Origin of the sequence: Pseudomonas protegens CHA0, from assembly GCF_000397205.1 — a bacterium.
Taxonomy (GTDB): Bacteria; Pseudomonadota; Gammaproteobacteria; order Pseudomonadales; family Pseudomonadaceae; genus Aquipseudomonas; species Aquipseudomonas protegens.
Genome location: NC_021237.1, coordinates 3,111,328 through 3,129,540, shown reverse-complemented (window position 1 = coordinate 3,129,540; position 18,213 = coordinate 3,111,328). Strand labels below are relative to the sequence as shown.

General features: G+C 65.5%; 17 protein-coding genes. 8 read left to right on the top strand and 9 right to left on the bottom strand.

Annotated elements, in window-relative coordinates:
- The first annotated feature begins 54 nt into the window (after positions 1-54).
- Entirely contained in the window at positions 55-2,274 is a 2,220-nt protein-coding gene (locus PFLCHA0_RS14210) for an OsmC domain/YcaO domain-containing protein (RefSeq protein WP_015635456.1), read from the top strand.
- A 109-nt stretch (positions 2,275-2,383) separates the two neighbouring features.
- On the opposite strand, the gene PFLCHA0_RS14205 is transcribed toward PFLCHA0_RS14210, so the two are convergent.
- The gene (locus tag PFLCHA0_RS14205; RefSeq protein WP_011061074.1) at positions 2,384-2,821 is read right to left on the bottom strand and encodes an HIT family protein; all 438 of its coding nucleotides are present in this window, start codon (positions 2,819-2,821) and stop codon (positions 2,384-2,386) included.
- Between the two features lie 74 nt (positions 2,822-2,895).
- The gene (locus tag PFLCHA0_RS14200) at positions 2,896-3,255 is read right to left on the bottom strand and encodes a DUF7677 family protein (protein ID WP_015635455.1); all 360 of its coding nucleotides are present in this window, start codon (positions 3,253-3,255) and stop codon (positions 2,896-2,898) included.
- A 185-nt stretch (positions 3,256-3,440) separates the two neighbouring features.
- Between PFLCHA0_RS14200 and PFLCHA0_RS14195 the strand changes: the two genes are divergently transcribed.
- The 4 genes from PFLCHA0_RS14195 (at position 3,441) to PFLCHA0_RS14180 (ending at position 7,352) form a co-directional block, all read left to right on the top strand.
- A complete protein-coding gene (locus PFLCHA0_RS14195; RefSeq protein WP_015635454.1) occupies positions 3,441-4,289 on the top strand; it encodes a suppressor of fused domain protein in 849 nt (282 codons plus the stop codon).
- Between the two features lie 20 nt (positions 4,290-4,309).
- Positions 4,310-4,750 (top strand): hypothetical protein, encoded by a 441-nt coding sequence (locus tag PFLCHA0_RS14190; protein ID WP_015635453.1) that lies wholly within the window; start codon positions 4,310-4,312, stop codon positions 4,748-4,750.
- A gap of 54 nt (positions 4,751-4,804) precedes the next feature.
- Positions 4,805-5,425 (top strand): GIY-YIG nuclease family protein, encoded by a 621-nt coding sequence (locus PFLCHA0_RS14185; protein WP_015635452.1) that lies wholly within the window; start codon positions 4,805-4,807, stop codon positions 5,423-5,425.
- A gap of 214 nt (positions 5,426-5,639) precedes the next feature.
- Complete coding sequence (locus PFLCHA0_RS14180) at positions 5,640-7,352, top strand: amidase (RefSeq protein ID WP_041752218.1); 1,713 nt, start codon at positions 5,640-5,642, stop codon at positions 7,350-7,352.
- A 235-nt stretch (positions 7,353-7,587) separates the two neighbouring features.
- Here the strand turns inward: PFLCHA0_RS14180 and PFLCHA0_RS14175 are convergent, their stop codons facing one another.
- Complete coding sequence (locus PFLCHA0_RS14175) at positions 7,588-8,118, bottom strand: hypothetical protein (protein ID WP_041752216.1); 531 nt, start codon at positions 8,116-8,118, stop codon at positions 7,588-7,590.
- Positions 8,119-8,254: 136 nt separating this feature from the next.
- Here PFLCHA0_RS14175 and PFLCHA0_RS14170 point away from each other — a divergent pair, with 136 nt between their 5' ends.
- From PFLCHA0_RS14170 to PFLCHA0_RS31830, 3 genes are all read left to right on the top strand, one after another.
- Positions 8,255-9,154: a serine hydrolase domain-containing protein gene (locus tag PFLCHA0_RS14170; RefSeq protein WP_225368798.1), complete on the top strand. Its 900-nt coding sequence runs from the start codon at positions 8,255-8,257 to the stop codon at positions 9,152-9,154.
- 134 nt (positions 9,155-9,288) lie between these two features.
- On the top strand, positions 9,289-9,786 hold the full coding sequence (locus PFLCHA0_RS14165) for a hypothetical protein (RefSeq protein WP_015635449.1): 498 nt from the start codon (positions 9,289-9,291) through the stop codon (positions 9,784-9,786).
- Between the two features lie 150 nt (positions 9,787-9,936).
- Positions 9,937-10,086 (top strand): hypothetical protein, encoded by a 150-nt coding sequence (locus PFLCHA0_RS31830; protein ID WP_015635448.1) that lies wholly within the window; start codon positions 9,937-9,939, stop codon positions 10,084-10,086.
- 98 nt (positions 10,087-10,184) lie between these two features.
- Here PFLCHA0_RS31830 and PFLCHA0_RS14160 read toward each other — a convergent pair whose 3' ends face one another.
- The 6 genes from PFLCHA0_RS14160 to PFLCHA0_RS14135 form a co-directional block, all read right to left on the bottom strand.
- Positions 10,185-12,311 carry a TonB-dependent receptor family protein gene (locus PFLCHA0_RS14160; RefSeq protein WP_015635447.1) on the bottom strand — a complete coding sequence of 709 codons (2,127 nt, stop codon included), beginning with the start codon at positions 12,309-12,311 and terminating at the stop codon, positions 10,185-10,187.
- A gap of 148 nt (positions 12,312-12,459) precedes the next feature.
- Complete coding sequence (locus PFLCHA0_RS14155; RefSeq protein ID WP_015635446.1) at positions 12,460-12,672, bottom strand: DUF4287 domain-containing protein; 213 nt, start codon at positions 12,670-12,672, stop codon at positions 12,460-12,462.
- The gene (locus tag PFLCHA0_RS14150; RefSeq protein WP_011061062.1) at positions 12,669-13,172 is read right to left on the bottom strand and encodes a hypothetical protein; all 504 of its coding nucleotides are present in this window, start codon (positions 13,170-13,172) and stop codon (positions 12,669-12,671) included. Before PFLCHA0_RS14150 ends, PFLCHA0_RS14155 begins: the two co-directional genes overlap by 4 nt.
- A 131-nt stretch (positions 13,173-13,303) precedes the next feature.
- Positions 13,304-14,878, bottom strand: coding sequence for an FGGY-family carbohydrate kinase (locus PFLCHA0_RS14145; RefSeq protein ID WP_041752215.1), 1,575 nt, complete (start codon positions 14,876-14,878; stop codon positions 13,304-13,306).
- Positions 14,879-14,901: 23 nt separating this feature from the next.
- Positions 14,902-16,491: a glycerol-3-phosphate dehydrogenase/oxidase gene (locus tag PFLCHA0_RS14140; protein WP_015635443.1), complete on the bottom strand. Its 1,590-nt coding sequence runs from the start codon at positions 16,489-16,491 to the stop codon at positions 14,902-14,904.
- A complete protein-coding gene (locus PFLCHA0_RS14135; protein WP_011061059.1) occupies positions 16,488-18,092 on the bottom strand; it encodes an FAD-binding oxidoreductase in 1,605 nt (534 codons plus the stop codon). The genes PFLCHA0_RS14140 and PFLCHA0_RS14135 overlap by 4 nt, the downstream gene beginning before the upstream one ends.
- Between the last annotated feature and the right edge of the window lie 121 nt (positions 18,093-18,213).

The following is an 18,213-nucleotide window of genomic DNA, read 5'->3' as shown; positions in this document are numbered from 1 at the left end:
GCAAAAACCCGGATAATGCCCGCCATTTTTTGCTTTGTGATGCCGGTGCCCCCCATGGAAATCAAGGTCAACTTTCTCGACAACCTTCGACTTGAAGCCAAGTTCGACGACTTCACGGTGGTGGCCGACCAACCTATCCGCTACAAGGGCGATGGTTCGGCGCCGGGTCCGTTCGATTATTTCCTGGCTTCTTCGGCGCTGTGCGCGGCGTACTTCGTCAAGCTGTACTGCCAGACCCGCAATATCCCCACCGACAATATCCGCCTGTCGCAGAACAACATTGTCGATCCGGAAAACCGCTACAACCAGATCTTCAAGATCCAGGTCGAGCTGCCGGCGGACATCAGCGACAAGGACCGCCAGGGCATCCTGCGTTCCATCGACCGTTGCACGGTGAAGAAGGTGGTGCAGACCGGCCCCGAATTCATCATCGAGGAAGTGGAAAACCTCGACGCCGATGCCCAGGCGCTGTTGATGCCGCAATCGGGCTCCAGCGAAGGCACCTACATTGCCGGCAAGGACCTGCCCCTGGAGCAGACCATCGCCAACATGTCCGGGATCCTCGCGGGCCTGGGGATGAAGATCGAAATCGCTTCGTGGCGCAATATCGTGCCCAACGTCTGGTCGCTGCATATCCGTGATGCGCAGTCGCCGATGTGCTTCACCAACGGCAAGGGCGCCACCAAGGAAAGCGCCCTGGCCTCGGCCCTGGGCGAGTTCATCGAGCGCCTGAACTGCAACTTCTTCTACAACGATCAGTTCTGGGGCGAAGAGATCGCCAACGCCGAGTTCGTGCATTACCCGGACGAGCGCTGGTTCCAGCCGGGGCGCAAGGACGAGCTGCCCAAGGAGATCCTCGACGAGCACTGCCTGGCCATCTACAACCCCGATGGCGAGCTGCGCGGCTCGCATCTGTACGACACCAACTCGGGCAATATCGAGCGCGGTATCTGCTGCCTGCCCTATGTGCGCCAGTCCGACGGCGAGGTGGTGTATTTCCCCTCCAACCTGATCGAGAACCTGTACCTGAGCAACGGCATGAGCGCCGGCAACACCCTGGCCGAAGCCCAGGTGCAGTGCCTGTCGGAGATCTTCGAGCGGGCGGTCAAGCGCCAGATTCTCGAAGGCGAGATGGCCCTGCCGGATGTGCCTCAGGAAGTGCTGGCCAAGTACCCGAGCATTCTGGCCGGCATCCAGGGCCTGGAAGAACAAGGCTTTCCGGTGCTGGTCAAGGATGCGTCCCTGGGCGGTGAGTTCCCGGTGATGTGCGTGACCCTGATGAACCCGCGCACCGGCGGCGTGTTCGCCTCGTTCGGCGCCCACCCGAGCTTGGAGGTGGCGCTGGAGCGCAGCCTCACCGAACTGCTCCAGGGCCGCAGTTTCGAAGGCTTGAACGACCTGCCGCAGCCGACCTTCGAAAGCCAGGCGCTGATGGAGCCGAACAACTTCGTCGAGCACTTCATCGACTCCAGCGGCGTGGTGTCGTGGCGTTTCTTCAGTGCCAAGGCGGATTTCGAATTCGTCGAGTGGGACTTCACCAGCCAGGGCAGCAGCGGTGAAAGAGCGGCGGCCAACGCCGAGGAGGCCGCGACCCTGTTCGGCATCCTCGAGGGCCTGGGCAAGGAAGTCTACATGGCGGTGTACGAACACCTGGGGGCCACGGCCTGCCGCATCCTGGTGCCGGACTACTCGGAAATCTACCCGGTGGACGACCTGATCTGGGACAACACCAACAAGGCGCTGTTCTTCCGTGAAGACATCCTCAACCTGCACAGCCTGGACGAAGACGGCCTGCGCTCGCTGGTGGAGCGCCTGGAAGAAAGCGAACTGGACGACTACACCGACATCACCACCCTGATCGGCATCGAGTTCGACGACAACACCGCCTGGGGCCAGTTGACCATCCTGGAGCTGAAGCTACTGATCCACGTGGCCCTGGGGCAGTTCGACCCGGCCAAGGAGCTGGTGGAGATGTTCCTGCAATACAACGACAACACCGTCGAGCGCGGGCTGTTCTACCAGGCCCTGAACGCGGTGCTGGAAGTGGAGCTGGACGACGAACTGGAGCTGGGCGACTACGAGGCCAACTTGCGGCGCATGTTCGGCAACGAACGGATGGACGCGGTGATCGGCTCGGTGCAAGGCAGCGTGCGCTTCTACGGCCTGACCCCGACCAACCTGCAGCTCGAAGGCCTGGACCGCCACCTGCGGCTGATCGACAGCTACAAGAAGCTGCACGCAGCGCGAGCCAAGTGGAGCGCAGCAAACCGCTGATCAACAGCCCCTTGTAGGAGCGAGCTTGCTCGCGAAGCACTCAAGCACGCCGCGCTCCCCCAGTGAACGCGGCGTTTTTCGTTAACAACCATCGCGAGCAAGCTCGCTCCTACAATTGGCCAGCCAGTATCCGGGCAAGCTGCTGGCGCAATGGGCCGTGCTCGGCCTCGACATAAGGCGGCGCGGTCTTCCAGTCGTAGAACCACACCGGCATCCGGCGCTTGCCTTCCGGCTCCGAGGCGTAGCGGGGAAAGATATGGCAATGCAACTCAGGCTCCGAGTTGCCGAGGATTTCATAGTTGATGCGCAGCGCTCCGGTGGCCTCGAGCAGCGCATCGCCGATGCGGGCCATGTCCAGCAGGTAGGTGGCCCGGGCCTGGGCATCCAGGTCGTTCAAGCTGGCCACCACCGGGTCCGGCAACAACAGGCAATAGCCCTCAAGAAACTGCACATCGCCCATCACCGCCCAGCCCGAAGCCATGCGGCAAATCACCTTGTCGTTGGCACCCTGGCGGGCCAGTTCTACACGTTGCGAAATCAGCGACATTCATAATCCTTGATGAGGGGGTTCGTCGTTTCGAAGCCATAGTGCCCGAGGCTTGTATCCAGCCGTCGAAAAACCTAGGCCACGCCGGCTGGCCAGGGCTTGCTGTCGTCCCGGTCGGGAGGGCCGTACAGCTCCTGTTCCCAGTCCTCGAACGCCGGCCGTGCCTGGTAGCCCGGATCGCAATACTGTCGGATGTACTGCGCCGCCCGGTGCTCGGCGTACTTGGCATTCACCGGTACGCCCTGCTCGTCCAGCTCCAGCACATTGGCAAAAATGGCATAGGCCATCTCCAGCATGCTCGGCTCGTCCCCGAGGCAACTGCGGTAGTCGACGCCTTCCAGCAACGGATAGCCCAAGGTGCCGTTGGCGACCCAGAAACTGAAGGTTCTCAGTGCCCCGGAAAACTCCGGACTTAGCTTCTTCGGGTAAGACATGCTGATCACTTTCCTTAGGTAGCGGACCGGGGCGGATTCTCGGGTAGCCACACAGGCAAGGCAAGGCTTCGTGCAACTTGCATCCGTCGGTTTCCATGGGCACGGCAAACCCGTCACAATGTGCCCTCTCTCTACCCCTGTGCTGTGCGCCTTGTGCAACGCACTTGCCCCGCAAGGATCGCCCGATGAATTTCCTGGAAAAACTGCTCAGTGTCTTCAAAAAGCCGGCGCCACAAAAGGCCGAGCCCACCCTGCCCGCCGGCGAACCGGCCGCCGCAGAGGAGCCCTTTGCCCAGTACCAGCCAACCCAAGCAGAGCTGGCCGGCATTGCCCTGATGGAGGCCGGTGCCGCCTGCCTCGATCGCCACTGGCAAGCGGTCGGCCACTGTGAGCAAGACGTCCTGGGCTTCGCCATCAGCCCCAGTTTCATGGGCGGCTCGCACTGGCCCTCCACGCGCCAGGCCTATCGCATCGTGCGTCGCAACAACGGCATCATTCTCGCCACCGAGGGCCTGTCCGATCCGTTCGATGGGGTCACAGGTGATGATCTGGGCAATGGTTTCGAGATGGAACTGTTCGTCGAAACCCCGGACATCCCACCCCATGCCCAGGGTGCGGTGGGTGATGTCTATCCGTTCGCCGATAGCTGGGCTTTTGAACTGCTGCGCTGCGTGGCCAACACCACGGCCGATGCCGGTGGCCTCACTGCACGCCTGCAGCGCTACGGGGTGCTGTCCCTGGAACTGCCCGGCGTCAGCCAGTCCCGCGCCATGAGTGAGCAACTGCCAGCGCATTTCATCAGCGCCGACGACTGCGCCGGGGTACTGGTGGGCGGCCCGGCCCCGGACTTCCCGACACGCCTGGAAGACATGCCGCTGTCCCCCGTGACCCTGGTGCCGGTGGTGCTGATCACCGCCGCGGAACTGGAGTACGTGCGCAGCGGCGGGGCCCAGGCCCGGGAAGACCTGGCCGTGCGCTTGAGCGCCGCCGGCCATGGTCATGTCAGCCATTTGCAGCGCGCCAGCCTGATCTGAACCAAGGAGCCTAGCCGTCCATGTCAGAAGCCGATGCCTACTTTCCTTTCTACCTGTTCGCTGCCCGGTTCCCGGACCAGGCAGAGGCCGAACGGTTTGCCTTCGAACAGTGGGAGCCCGAACCCGCGGCTGATGTCAGCGACGCCGAGTTCAGCGCCTGGGAAGCACGCAACCCCAGCTGGGGCCTCAAACAGGAGCTGGGGTACTACATGGACTCCGATTTCGTCGAGCTGATCGGCAGTGAAGACGGCCCGCAATACCTGGAATCGCTGATCCGCAGCGACGCCGAAAAAAAGCAGCTGCGCACGCGCGTCGACTCCGGCTACAGCCATTTCATCATCGTTGGCTGCGAGTCGATTTACGGTGACCACAAATCGATCTCCGGCGGCGCCAATCAACGCCTGCCCGCAAGCACGGCAACCCTGGACTACCTTGGCGAGTTCAACGTGGAGCCCGCATGAGCGGGCCCTTGCAATCAGCGATTGCATTCAGCAGCCCGTAAGGAAGGTGGCTAGATGGACCTCGATTTTGACGATGAAGAAGCGCAGTTCAACGAGTACTACGCTGACTGCACCCCTGCCCTGTATGCCTGGCTCTATATCGCCATCGACATCCGCGACATGGGCCTGACAAAGATCGGGCTGACCACCAAGCGAACTCCGCAGCAACGGATTGCCGAAGGCAAGACCTACAATCCTTTCCTTACCCTGTTCACGGTCTATGAACTGTCCAAGTGCTCCAACGGGACTTCGCGCCGGGAGCTGTCCGACATCGAGCGTTACATCCATTCAAGATCGGTCTTTGGAGAGCCGATCAAGCACTTGGACACCGGCCGTGACTCCGAATGGTTCCCCATACATCCCGAGGAGGCAGAGGCTCAAGTCGACTGGATTCTGGCTCGCCGCGGGTTCTCGGTCGGTGGAAAGAATCTCTACAGCCACTATGAGCGAGATCAAAAATTCAACGGCATCGATGTGCAGCGAATGCGCCAGATCAAGAAAATCTTTCGTCCCAATCCACGGGATCTCCACGATCGGGCTGACAAGGCCGGCATGGACTTCCATGACTATCGTGACTACCACGCTTTCCTGCAGCAGTTTCACGCAAGGGACGCCGAGGGAAAGATCTACCTCTAGCCCGCAGGCCCTGGCGCAGCTGGCCTGAAGCAATAATCCATCAAGCCGATTCCTCTGCCCCGCACTAGATGCTAAAAAGGCCCCCAGCGTTCCCATGCCACCCTTGTCGTGCCAGCCGTACCACGAGAACCACCATGCACAGCCAATACCCCAACACACGCGCTCCGTTGCGCCCTCTGCACCTCATCACCCACCAGCCAACGGCGGTAGCAGCATGATCGAAGTCACCGAAGTCTCCATTGCCCACCTGCGCGCTGCCCTGGAATCCGGGCAGACCACCTCGGTGGAACTGGTCCAGGCCTATCTGGCGCGGATCGAGGCCTATGACGGCCCGAACACCGCCACCGCCCTCAACGCCGTGGTGGTGCGCAACCCCGAGGCGCTGAACGAGGCGCGGGCCGCCGATGAGCGCCGCGCCAAGGGCCAGACCCTGGGCCCGCTGGACGGCATTCCCTACACCGCCAAGGACAGCTACCTGGTCAAGGGCCTGACGGCTGCTTCCGGCAGCCCGGCCTTCGCCGAGCTGGTGGCCTACCGCGACGCCTTCACCATCGAGCGCCTGCGGGCTGCCGGGGCCATCTGCCTGGGCAAGACCAACATGCCACCCATGGCCAACGGCGGCATGCAGCGTGGCGTGTATGGCCGCGCCGAAAGCCCCTATAACGCCGCTTACCTGACCGCGCCCTTCGCCTCGGGCTCGTCCAATGGCGCCGGCACCGCCACCGCCGCCAGCTTCGCCGCCTTCGGCCTGGCCGAGGAAACCTGGTCCAGCGGCCGTGGCCCGGCCTCCAACAACGGGCTGTGCGCCTACACCCCGTCGCGCGGGGTGATCTCGGTGCGCGGCAACTGGCCGCTGACCCCGACCATGGACGTGGTGGTGCCTTTTGCCCGGACCATGGCCGACCTCCTGGAAGTGCTGGACGTGGTGGTGGCCGAAGACCCGGACACCCGCGGCGACCTGTGGCGCCTGCAGCCCTGGGTGCCGATCCCCAGCGTCGCTTCGGTGCGCCCGGCCTCCTACCCGCAACTGGCGGCCGGCGCCGCGGCGCTCAAGGGCAAGCGCCTTGGCGTGCCGCGCATGTACATCAATGCCGACCCTGAGGCCGGCACCAGCGAGAAACCGGGCATCGGCGGCCCCACCGGCCAGCGCATCCATACCCGGCCCTCGGTGATCAGCCTCTGGGAACAGGCGCGCCAGGCCCTGGAGGCCGCCGGCGCGCAAGTGCTGGAAGTGGACTTCCCCCTGGTGTCCAACTGCGAGGGCGACCGCCCCGGCGCGCCGACCGTGTACAACCGCGGCCTGGTCAGCAAGGAGTTCCTCCACGACGAGCTGTGGGAGCTCTCGGGCTGGGCCTTCGACGACTTCCTGCGGGCCAACGACGACCCCAAGCTCAACCGCCTGGCGGATGTCGACGGGCCGCAGATCTTCCCCCACGACCCCGGTACCCTGCCCAACCGCGAAGACGACCTGGCCGCCGGCATGGACGAATACGTGAACATGGCCAAGCGCGGGCTCAAGACCTGGGACCAGATCGCCACCCTGGCCGACGGCCTGCGCGGCCTGGAACAGACCCGGCGCATCGACCTGGAAGACTGGATGGACCGCCTGGGGCTGGACGCCGTGCTGTTCCCCACCGTGGCCGACGTTGGCCCGGCCGATGCCGATATCAATCCCGAGTCGGCAGACATCGCCTGGAGCAATGGCGTGTGGGTGGCCAACGGCAACCTCGCCATCCGCCACCTGGGGGTGCCCACCGTTACCGTGCCCATGGGGGTGATGGCGGACATCGGCATGCCGGTGGGGCTGACCTTCGCCGGGCGCGCCTATGACGACTCGAGCCTGCTGCGCCTGGCTTCGGCCTTTGAGGCCACCGGCAGCAAGCGCCTGATACCACCGCGCACGCCGGCCTTGCATAGCGGCCAGTGACAAACCGGGACCGGGGCCGCAACGGCCCCGATTCACGCCGCGGGTAATCCACTTGCCATTTGACTTGCCTGCACCTGGCTCAGACAACCACCTGGCTCTCAACGGCCACCTGGAGCCTATGGAACAGCTCTTCCAGCGCTGCATCGGCCAGCCGATTCAAGCCTGATCCGGGCGTTTCCCCCCTCATGCCGGCTCCGGCCCTGGGTCTTCAAGCCCTGGACTTAACCTCACTCCCTCACTGCTCATCCTCTGACCGCAATGGCGAGTGCTGCCAATCGAAGTGGGTGAGCAACTGCCGGCACAGGTCGTCCAGCTGCGGGTGGTAGTGGTGGGTATGGGGCACGGGCAACTGCGGCTCGCCATGGCCGAAGCCCAGCGCGCGCAGGGCCGTGGCGTAGTCTTCCAGCGGCCCGTAGCCATAGATCAGGTTGTGCCGGTCCCAGACCACGGTGGCCTGTTGCTCGGGCGAGTGGACCCACAGGTCGAAACGGCTGTCGCCACAGAGCAGTGGCTTGAAGTCGTAGATGAAATCCTGAACGTCCTCACGCGACAGCTGCGGGCTCCAGTAGCGTCCGGCTTGCGATTCGTCCCGGGGCGTGTGCAGCACGAACAGCAGCACCAGCGGTTCGGCCAGGCAGCCCAGCAGGCTGAGCAGGACCTGCGGGTCCGAGCCTGGAACGCCCGCCACCACGCGCTGCCCCTCGCCAATGGGGGCCACCACGAATACCGGCGGATAACTGTGCTCGACCCACTGGTTGTCTATCATGTGCCCAAGTCTGTACATAGCCAGCCTGATCCTCCTGATCAATTCCTAGGTTTAGCCAAAACGGCCGCGCATTATGCCGTACCCTGCAGGGCCGCTCACGGCCTGATTGACCCAACAGCGCGCGGCAACACAGCCCATCAAGGACATCCCCTCCGTGCTTCATGCCCTGATCCACAACGGCCAACCACTGGCCCCACAGCAACCCCAGCCACTGGTGCCCTGGTGGAGCTTCACCAAGACTGTGCTTAGCGCAGCGGCCCTGACCCTGGTGCGCGACGGCCTGCTGGGGCTGGATGAGCCGCTGCCCCAGGGCCCCTTCACCCTGCGCCAGTTGCTGCGGCATCAGGCCGGGCTGGCGGACTACAGCGAGCTGAGCGACTACCACGACGCGGTTTTGCGCAACGAGGATGCATGGCCCGGCGCACAGATGCTGCAGCGCCTGGATGCCAGCCGCCTGCGCTACGCCCCCGGCAGCCAGTGGCGCTACTCCAATGTGGGCTACCTGTTCGTGGCGCAGCTGATCCAGCAGGCAACGGACCTGCCCCTGCACCTTGCCCTGCAACAACGGGTACTGGCGCCCCTGGGCCTGTCCCGCACACGCCTCGCCGTGACCCGCGAAGACCTGCGGGATGTGGACCTGGGCCAGTTGGGCGACTACCACCCCGGCTGGGTCTACCACGGCCTGCTGGTGGGGCCCCTGGCGGAGGCGGCGCTGCTGCTGGATCGGCTGTTGAGCGGCGCGCTATTGCCCCCGGCACTGCTGGCAGGCATGCAGCAGGCCCAGGTTCTGGGCGGGCCGATGGCCGGCCGGCCCTGGGTCGCTCCCGGCTATGCCATGGGCCTGATGGTGGGCACTGTCGAGTCTGGCCTGACGCTCTACGGCCACACCGGCAGCGGCCCCGGCAGCACGCTGGCGGTCTATCGCGCCAACGTCGCCGGCACCAGCGCCTGCTGCGCGGTCTTCAGTCCGGGGAGCGACCAGGGCCAGGTCGAAACCCGGGCCCTGGCGCATCTGCGCCACGCACTGGCGAACTAGCCACAGGGCACGGCCACAGTCACAGGACAGCTCGCATGCTGGCATGACTGACCGGGCGCCACGGGCCCTGCCGCTTCGCACAGCGGCTGACGTACAATCCCCAGCCTTCAGGGACAGCCATCACCAGGACGACAATGACCACACACCGCATTAGCCTTGCCAACGGCTGGACCGCCGAATTCACCGAGCAGGGCGAGTTCCGCATGGGCGCCGTCGGCTGGAACCTGCAGTTGCGCGGCCCCGAGCAACAGGCCATCCGCTATTTCGAAAGCCAGATCGTGCTGGTCAACGATGAGGATGGGGTACAGGCACGAAAAGCCATCAGCCTCTCCGAGGATGGGGTCTACGGCTACCTGGGCAGCGACATGAGCCATGGCTGGGTGATCGACTTCTCCCGCTGCATGATCGCGCCCCATCGGGTGACGATTTCCCACTACCACTACGCCTATGACGAATACATCTCGCTGCTGGAACAGCCGGCGTACAAGCGGGTGCGGGAGTACATCAGTGTCAGCGGTCGGACTTACTACCTGACCTTCCCCCTGACCCGGGACGAGGATTTCCCCAAGGTCTGGGAGGAGTACCTGGTGATACGCCGGCGGCAGCTGGACGAGCTGTATTTTCGCAACTGAGCCTGGGCCGGGCGGCACAGTGATGCGCATGGGCCATTAGCACATTCGGGCTAATAGTGCCGGGGGCAGCACGGGCCTATAGTCCGCAGCAGCCCCCCCTTCAGGACGGCGCCTACAAGAACGTGCGGATTCATAACAAGGAGTTTTCCCATGTCGCTCAAGAAAATCGTCTATGCCTCGGCCATCGCCCTGGCCCTCACCGCCTCCAACGCCCACGCCTTTGCCAGCGACTGCGGCGACTCGCTGTGGAAGTTCAGCGCCATCGAAGCGCTGACCTGCGTGTTCTCGGGCCAGTGGTAAATCACTGCCGCCCGGGCTGACACCGCCCGGCATGAACCAGGTGCCCGCTGCTGCGGGCACTTTCATTGGCGGGTGTCGGCTCGCTCGCGGCCCTGCTTTCAGCGCAGGCTCCAGGACACCCCCAGGTACACCCCCAGCCCCTCCCCCGGCGTTGAACGCGCCGCGTCCAGCCCCTTGTCGTCATAGCCCGGGGTCACGGTAGCGGCGTAGCGCTTGTCGGTCAGGTTGCGCACATCGACCCAGGTCTGCCAGTCGTTCTTCGGCGCGTTGTAGCCCAGGGTGGCGCCGAACAGCGCATAGGGATCGGCGTAGTAGCTGTTGGCGTAATCCACCGCCACCTTGGACACCAGCTGGGTATTGACCGCGGCGAAGAAGCCCAGGGGCCAGTCGTAGCGCAGCTCGCCCTGGTAGTAGTGCATGGGCAGGCCCGGCAGGCGGTTGTCGGCGAAACGCTGATCGTCGCGGTAGTGGAAATCACTGAAGGTATAGGCCTGGCGCAAGCTCAGGCGGCCGACGCCCGGGCGCGACCACAGCTCGCTCTGCAGGCTGGCTTCCACGCCCTGGTGCACGGTGGGGCTGGCGTTGAGTTCGTAAGGCGTGGTGGCGTTGGCATCCGGCAGCACCGAAAGCAGTTCGTGGCGCACCTGGGCGTAGTACCAGGCCAGGCTCCACTGGCCCAGGCTGCTGTCGCCGCGCCCGCCCAGTTCCAGGGTGGTAGCGGTCTGATTGCGCAGCTTGACCGGATTGCTTTGAGCACCGTAAGCGACGCCGCTGGTTTTCGGAAAACGCAGGTTCGAGCTATAGATCAGCGACCAGGGGTGTGGCGCTTCCACCGAGCGGCTGAGGTTGGCGAACAGTTGCAGATCCGGGTTCAACTGGTAGCGCAGGCCCAGGCGCGGCGCGTAGTCCCAGTCGCCAAGGCTGGTCTTGCCGCCGCCCTCGGGGTAGGTCACCGCGCTTTCGCGGCGGGTGTAGATGGCCGCCAGCCCGGTGGTCAGCCACAGGTCGTCGGCGATCTCCAGGTCATTGCCAACGTGCAGGACGGTGTCCGAGCCCTGGTAAGTGAAGTTGCGGATCCGCGTGCCCGGCGCGTAGTTCGCGGTATTGCCGGTGGGAATCCGCACGAACTCGCTGGCACCGTCATTGGGCAGGTGCTTGGTCACCCGCAGGCCCAGGGTGCTGCGGCTTTCCAGGCCCCAGAGGCTGTCGCGGCGCTTGTAGTCCAGGGTGCCGCTGACGTCGCTGTAGGCCACCTTCAGGCGGTTGGGGCCTTCGCGCAGGTCCATGGGGTAGTCGTGGTACACCAGCCCGGCCTGGATACTCGAATCGTCGTCCAGGTAATAGGTGGTCTTGTTGCCGACAAAGGTACTGCCCGGCTGCTTGCGCCGGTCGTCGCGGCTGACGTAGGCCGGGTTGGCCGCCCGCGGGTCGTGTTCGATGGAGCGCTTGGTCACGCGCCCGGCCAGATCGTTGTCGGTCTCGCGGTAGCGCAGGTAGAAGCGGGTTTCCAGGTTCGGGTTGAAGCGGTAGCCGAAGTTGCCGATCAGCCCCTTGCTCTGGCTGCGGGTGTGATCCTGGTAGCCGTCGGCATTGGAGTCGGTCAGTGACACGTAATAGTCGAAATCCCCCAGCACTTGCCCGGAACTGACCTGACGCTGCTGATAACCGTGGCTACCGGTGGCGTAGCGTACCTGCAACAGCGGTGCGTCATAGCCGGTGTGGCTGACGTAATCGATGGCGCCACCCAGGGCCAGGGCGCCACGGTCGAACCCGTTGGCGCCGCGCAGCACTTCCACGTGGTCGACCCACAAGGGCTCCAGCAATTCATAGGGCGTGCCACCGGGGCCGGTCAGGGGCAAGCCGTCGAGCATCGTATACAGCCCCGAGGCATGGGCACCCGGCGCGCGGTTGATGCCCGAGCCGCGGATCGAGATCTTCACCCCTTCGTTGCCCGCCGACTGGGCATAGACCCCGGGCTGGTAGGCCAGCACATCCTGGTTGCTGGCCACCCGGCCCTGCAGCGGGCGGCGCATGTCCACCACATTGGTGCCGCCGGGCACCTGGGCCAGCCGCGCCGAGGCCTCCTGCGCCGGCTGCCCCTCACCGCCCTGTTCCTGCCCCAGGACCTGCGCCGGAGCCAGCTCCACGGCACGGGTTTCGGCAAATGCCGGGCAGGCCAGGGCCAGGCCCAACAGGGCCGTGGGCAAGGATTTTGGCGAAGACATCGAGAAAACTCCGACAGGCAGAAAGAGGGCAATGCAAGGTGCGACGTAGGAAAGAACGAAGAGAACACAGGGGAATTTGGCTTTTTTCGCCAGGAAAGCGGATGTCGGCAGTCAGGCTTTCACTGGCGAAGAATGGCGCACCGGGGGACTAGCGGCCCTTGCTGGCCGCCAGGAAGTGCGCCACCAGGGCATTGGCGTGGCCATGGCCCATGCCGTGTTCGGTCTTGAGCCAGGCCACCAGTTCCATATGCTTTTTGCCGTCGACCGTTGCCAGCAGCTCCAGCCAGTACCCGATGGGCTGGCCGTAGTGCCTTTCAATGGAGGGGAAGTACGACGCCGGCCCTTTGCTCTGTTCACTCATGGCTGATTCTCCGTCTTCTGGCTGCCCTTGATGTTGTCGATCAGGTCCACCACGTAGTTCTGGTTGAACCCCGCGACAAAGGACCAGAACAATAGCTTGGCGTAGGCGGCATAGCCACCGGCGTGCTGGCAGAAGATCACATAGAAGCTGTTCTCGCTGTAGCGACAGGTTTCATCGGCGACGATCTTTGGAAACAGCTCCCCTTGCACCACCCCGGAAATGAACAGGATATACAGCAGCCCCGCGAGGATGCCGCCGATGAATGACGGCAGCACCAGGCTGAACCAGGAACTGCACAGGCCGATGATTTCCTCCTCGCTGAGGCTGGAAAGCTGGCGGTGAAAACCGACATAGCCGCCGATGTTGCCGGCAATGAACACCACCGAGGGAATGGTGTAGCCATCGGCCATGGCCACCGACACCAGGGATGCCGCCAATAGCAGCACAAAGATGAGGAACAGTCGCTTCCACAGGATGTTCAGCGCTTCCTGGCGGTTCATGCTCGTCTCGCAGGCGTGGGGGTCGAAGGGGCCCTGCCCCTTGATCACGATAGATCAGCCCTGGCGCCTGGAAGAACTTTTTACCCCGCAGAGGTTCGCCCCCCCCTGCCGGCCGCTGGCCGGCGCTTTCGCTAAGCCGGGTAACCGGTAATCTCGCGAATGCTCTGGTACAGCGGCTTGAGCTGGCGGTACATGCGCAGGTAGACCTCGCTGTACAGCCGCTGGTACATCTGCTGCGCCTGGGGCTGGGGCTCGAACACTGCGCCAACCCGGGTCATGGCACTGATGGCCGTGGCGAAGTCCGGGTACAGCCCCAGGCCCACTGCGCAGGCGATCACCGCACCCAGCCCCGAGGCTTCATAGACATGGGGCCGCTCCACCGACAGGCCGAAGATGTCCGCCGTCAGTTGCATGGCCGCGTCGCTCTGGGAGCCACCGCCGGCCACCCGCAGGCGGCTGATCTTCAGCCTGGAGCGCTTTTCGATGCGCTCCATGCCCTGGCGCAGGGCATAGGCCAGGCCTTCGAGAATGGCCCGGTAGATGTGCGCCCGGGTGTGCACGTCGCCAAAGCCGATCATCGCCCCCTTGGCTTCCATGCCCGGCTCGCGGATGCCCGGCGACCAGTAGGGTTGCAGGGTCAGGCCCATGGACCCGGGCGGCACCGCCTGGACCAGGGCGTCGAACAGCTGCTCCGGCTCCAGCCCCTGCTCCGCCGCCTGCTGCACTTCGCGCAGGCCGAACTGCTGCTTGAACCAGCTGACCATCCAGTAGCCGCGAAAGATCATCACCTCGCAGTTGTAGTGGTCCGGCACCGCCGCCGGGTACGGCGGTATCAAAGGCACTACCTCCAGGTAGCGCGAACGGGTGGTGGTGATGGTGGCCGTGGTGCCGTAGGACAGGCAGGCGGTGGTCGAGTCCTGGACGCCCGAGCCCAGCACTTCGCAGGCCTTGTCGGCACCCGCGGCAATCAGCGGCAAGCCTTCGGGTATGCCGGTATGGCGGCTGGCCTCGGCGGTGATCCGGCCCAGGGTTTCCCCGGGCTTGAGCAGGGTCGGCAACTGCTCCTGGCGCACCGCCAGGGCCTGCCACTTCCAGTCACTGGGGGCGGCCCAGCGCAGGCGTTTGTAGTCGAACGGCAGGTAGGCCACGCAGCAGCCCACCGAGTCGACGAAATTGCCGGTCAGGCGATGGGTGAGAAAGCCCGAGAGCAACAGGAACTTGTCGGTGGCGGCCCACACCTCGGGCTGTTCCTGAGCCACCCAGTTGGCCTCGGCCTGGGCGCGAAAATAATCCACCGTGGCCTCGGCGCCGATCAACTTGAACAACCAGCCCCAGGGCCCCTTGATCTTGCCTTCGACCTCGGCCTGGCGCTGGTCGAGCCAGAGGATCGCCGGGCGCAGCGCGCGGCCCTGGGCATCGACGTTGATCAGGGTGCCGCGCTGGGTGGTCAGGGACACGCCGCGGATCTGCGAACGGTCGATGCCGGTCTGCTGCCAGAGCAGTTGGCAGGCTTCGCCGAGCTTGGCCCAGTAGTAGTCCGGGTGCTGTTCGGCCCAGCCGGGCCGGCTGGAAAAATAGGCTTCAAGCTCCACCTTGCCCTTGCCCAGCAGGTTGCCTTTGAGGTCGAACAGCAGCGCACGAACGCTCTGGGTGCCGTTATCGATGGCCAGCAGGTAGTCCTGCTTATTGTTGTTGTGGTTATCCATGGGGCTCTCTTGGTTGAGCATCGTTAGGCGAGTGGCGGCAGGCTGTGATGGCGTTGCCACAGGGCCCGGTAGCGCTGTTCCTCGGCCTGCCAGCGCTCGTCGTCCCAGCCCAGCTGCGGCTGGCACAGGCGGCGGATGGCCGGCAGGTACTGGGCGGCGCCCTCGGCCAGCAGCAGGCCGATGCGGGTACGGCGCAGCAGCAGGTCGTCCAGGTGCAGGACCATTTCCGCCTCGGCGGCAAACGCCAGCTCGGCCCACAGGGTGTCGCTGGCGCCGACGCAATCGCCGCCCAGGGTCGCCACCCACTGCGCCAGCCGCGGCAGATGGCGGCCGTGGCGGCCAGCCAGGCGCCGCACCTGGGCGCCGCTCAGGCCGGGGATCTCCAGGGGCGCCACAGGCGTGAAGACCGGGGCGCCGTCGTCCACCACTTCACGCCCGAGCATCGCTCCGCAGGCCTGCAGCACTTCGATGGCCTGGGGCCGGAAGGTGGTGAGCTTGCCGCCGGCCAGGGTCACGCAGCCGGGTTCCTGCCACAGCACATGCTCGCGGGTTTCATTGGAAGGCTTGCCCTGCTGGCCGTCGCTGCTGGCCACCACCGGGCGCACCCCGGCCCAGGTCGACAGCACGTCGCCGGCAGTGATCAGGGCCTGGGGAAACTGCTGGGCGCAGGCGGCCAGCAGGTACTCAAGCTCTTCCTGGCTGATGCTGGCGCTCTGGTCCAGGTCATCGCGGTGATCCAGGTCGGTGGTGCCGACCACGGTGGCGCCCTCCCAGGGGAAGACGAACACCGGCCGGCCATCCTCGGCATGCATGAAGCTGAAGGCCTGGGCCACCGGCAAGCGCCAGCCCGGCAGCAGCAGATGGCTGCCGCGCAAGGGCCGCAGCTGGCGCACGCGGTCAGCCGGGCGCAAGCGCTCGGCCCAGGCGCCGGTAGCGACCGCCACGGCCGCGCAGCGCACCTGCTGCGGCTGCCCGCCTTCACTGTCCTCGATCTGCACCCCGCAGACCCGCCCGTTCTCGCGCAAAAGGCGGGTGACCCGAACGCCGTTGAACACTTGGGCGCCATCGGCCCGGGCCTCGGCCAGCACCCGCATCACCAGCCGCGCATCGTCGGTCAGGGCGTCGAGAAAACTGGTACCCCCCAACAGCCCCGGCTCCTTGACCCCGGGGGCCAGGAAAGCCAGCTGCCGGGCATCGTGGAAGCGATGGTTGCGCCGCCCGGCCAGGGCGTCATACACACCCAGCAGGCTGCCGAACACCCTGGGCCCGGGAAACTTGCCGCGGTAATGGGGCATCAGGAAGCTCATGGGCTCCACCAGCCCCGGGGCCTCCTGCAACAGGCGCTGGCGCTCGCGCACCGAATCCCGGGTCAGGCGCCACTGGCCCTTGGCGATATAGCGCAAGCCGCCATGGACCATCTTCGAGGAGCGGCTGGAGGTGCCCCAGGCAAAGTCTCGCTGTTCCAGCAGCAGGCAGCGCCAGCCGCGCCGCGCCGCTTCGCGCAGGATGCCGGCGCCGCTGATGCCGCCGCCGATCACGATCAGGTCCCAGGCTTGCGCCGCCAGCCCGGGCAGCGCCTGTTGGCGCCACTGGGCATTCCAGTCCTGGCTCATGGTTCACGGGGCTCCAAAAGGGTGCCGGGGTTGAGGCGCCCGGCCGGGTCGAAGTGGCGGCTCAGGGCCTGCAGCGCATCGATGGCCAGCGGGCCCTTCTCCCGCAGCAAGTACGGCGCATGGTCCTTGCCCACGCCGTGCTGGTGGCTAATGGTGCCGCGGTGGTTGACGATGGTCTGGCTGGCAGCGTGCTTGAGCGCCTGCCAGCGGGCCAGGGTCGCCGGGTACTGGGCATCCGGGCGGAACACGTAGGTGGTGTAGATGCTCGACCCTTCGCCATAGACATGGGACAGGTGGGTGAACACATGCACCTGCTCGCCCTCGGCGGCCAGGCCGTCACGCAGGCTCTGCTCGATGCGTTGCAGCAGGCGGTCGACATTGCTCCAGTCAGTGGCGGTCTCCAGGGTGTCCACCAGGTAGCCGGCGTTCCACAGGCTTTCGCGCAGGTAGGGAAAGCGAAAGCGGTTCTGCGCCCATTTCTTGCCCAGCAGGGTGCCGGTGAACACCCCGCCGAAAGCCTTCAGGTGCTGGCGCGCCTGGCGCAGGGACAGGGCATTCTGCCGGCGGTTGCCGGTCACGCCGAAGGTCAACAGGCACTTGCCCGCCCCGGCGCCGCGCAAGGCCAGGTACTTTTCCAGCCAGGCGATCTGCGTCGGGTGGCCGGCCAGGGCCAGCTGGGTTTCGGTCTCCAGGGCATTGGACAGGCGCAGCATCGACAGCGGCACCCGGGCCTGGGCCAGGGCGCGCACCGCCTGCAGGGCCTGCTGCCAGTCGGGCAGGAACACCCCGTAGAAACGTTCGTCATCGGGCAGGCGGCTGACCCGCACCTTGACCTCGGAAATGATCCCGAAGCGCCCTTCGCTGCCCAGCACCACCTCGCGCAGGTCCGGCCCGGCGGCGGACGCCGGAAAGGTAGCGATGGGCATTGGCCCGGCAAAGGTTTCCAAGGTGCCGCCGGCGAACAGCTGCTCGATGCGCCCGTAGCGCAACGACTGCTGGCCGCTGGAACGGCTGGCGACCCAGCCGCCCAGGGTCGACAGTTCCCAGGACTGGGGAAAGTGCCCCAGGGTGTAGCCCCGGGCCCGCAGCTGGCTTTCCACCTGAGGGCCACTGGCCCCGGGACCGAAGGTCGCCAGCAGGCTGTCTTCGTCCAGGTCCAGCAGGCGGCTCATGCGCGCCAGGGACACCGTCAGCACCGGCCGCTCGGACCAGCCGGGGTTGATGTGCCCGGCCACCGAAGTGCCCCCGCCGTAGGGAATCAGGCACAGGTCGCGGTCCTCGGCCAGGGCCAGCAGCTGGCGGATCTGTTCGGCGGTTTCCGGGAACGCCACGGCGTCCGGGTAGGCCCCCAGCTCGCCCTCGCGCAGCGCCAGCCAGTCCGCCAGGCTCTGGCCGCGGGCGTGCAGCAGCCGGTCCTCGGCGCTGATGCTGTACAAGTCATGGGCTTGCAGGCGCGATGCCGGCACCCGGGCCAGGGCCTGCTCCAGGGTCGCCTCCGGCAACCTGCGTCCCGGCCCCAGGCGCTCGGCGAGAAACCCCGCGCCCTGGGCCGGCAATTCGACCACCGTGGATGCATCCCCCCAGCCGTTCCAGCGTCGCATGCGTGTGTGTCCTTCTGCTGTTCTTATAGGTCTTGCCCAAGGCTCCCTATACTAGTGCGCGGCAGCGGGCTGTCACGGTCACATTGAGCCAGCGGATGTAGCCGATTGAGTCAGACAGAGG

Excerpts from the sequence above, each read along its gene's own strand:
- PFLCHA0_RS14210 (WP_015635456.1), top strand. The coding sequence starts at position 55 with ATGGAAATCAAGGTCAACTTTCTCGACAACCTTCGACTTGAAGCCAAG.
- PFLCHA0_RS14205 (WP_011061074.1), bottom strand. The coding sequence starts at position 2,821 with ATGTCGCTGATTTCGCAACGTGTAGAACTGGCCCGCCAGGGTGCCAAC.
- PFLCHA0_RS14200 (WP_015635455.1), bottom strand. The coding sequence starts at position 3,255 with ATGTCTTACCCGAAGAAGCTAAGTCCGGAGTTTTCCGGGGCACTGAGA.
- PFLCHA0_RS14195 (WP_015635454.1), top strand. The coding sequence starts at position 3,441 with ATGAATTTCCTGGAAAAACTGCTCAGTGTCTTCAAAAAGCCGGCGCCA.
- PFLCHA0_RS14190 (WP_015635453.1), top strand. The coding sequence starts at position 4,310 with ATGTCAGAAGCCGATGCCTACTTTCCTTTCTACCTGTTCGCTGCCCGG.
- PFLCHA0_RS14185 (WP_015635452.1), top strand. The coding sequence starts at position 4,805 with ATGGACCTCGATTTTGACGATGAAGAAGCGCAGTTCAACGAGTACTAC.
- PFLCHA0_RS14180 (WP_041752218.1), top strand. The coding sequence starts at position 5,640 with ATGATCGAAGTCACCGAAGTCTCCATTGCCCACCTGCGCGCTGCCCTG.
- PFLCHA0_RS14175 (WP_041752216.1), bottom strand. The coding sequence starts at position 8,118 with ATGATAGACAACCAGTGGGTCGAGCACAGTTATCCGCCGGTATTCGTG.
- PFLCHA0_RS14165 (WP_015635449.1), top strand. The coding sequence starts at position 9,289 with ATGACCACACACCGCATTAGCCTTGCCAACGGCTGGACCGCCGAATTC.
- PFLCHA0_RS31830 (WP_015635448.1), top strand. The coding sequence starts at position 9,937 with ATGTCGCTCAAGAAAATCGTCTATGCCTCGGCCATCGCCCTGGCCCTC.
- PFLCHA0_RS14160 (WP_015635447.1), bottom strand. The coding sequence starts at position 12,311 with ATGTCTTCGCCAAAATCCTTGCCCACGGCCCTGTTGGGCCTGGCCCTG.
- PFLCHA0_RS14155 (WP_015635446.1), bottom strand. The coding sequence starts at position 12,672 with ATGAGTGAACAGAGCAAAGGGCCGGCGTCGTACTTCCCCTCCATTGAA.
- PFLCHA0_RS14150 (WP_011061062.1), bottom strand. The coding sequence starts at position 13,172 with ATGAACCGCCAGGAAGCGCTGAACATCCTGTGGAAGCGACTGTTCCTC.
- PFLCHA0_RS14145 (WP_041752215.1), bottom strand. The coding sequence starts at position 14,878 with ATGGATAACCACAACAACAATAAGCAGGACTACCTGCTGGCCATCGAT.
- PFLCHA0_RS14140 (WP_015635443.1), bottom strand. The coding sequence starts at position 16,491 with ATGAGCCAGGACTGGAATGCCCAGTGGCGCCAACAGGCGCTGCCCGGG.
- PFLCHA0_RS14135 (WP_011061059.1), bottom strand. The coding sequence starts at position 18,092 with ATGCGACGCTGGAACGGCTGGGGGGATGCATCCACGGTGGTCGAATTG.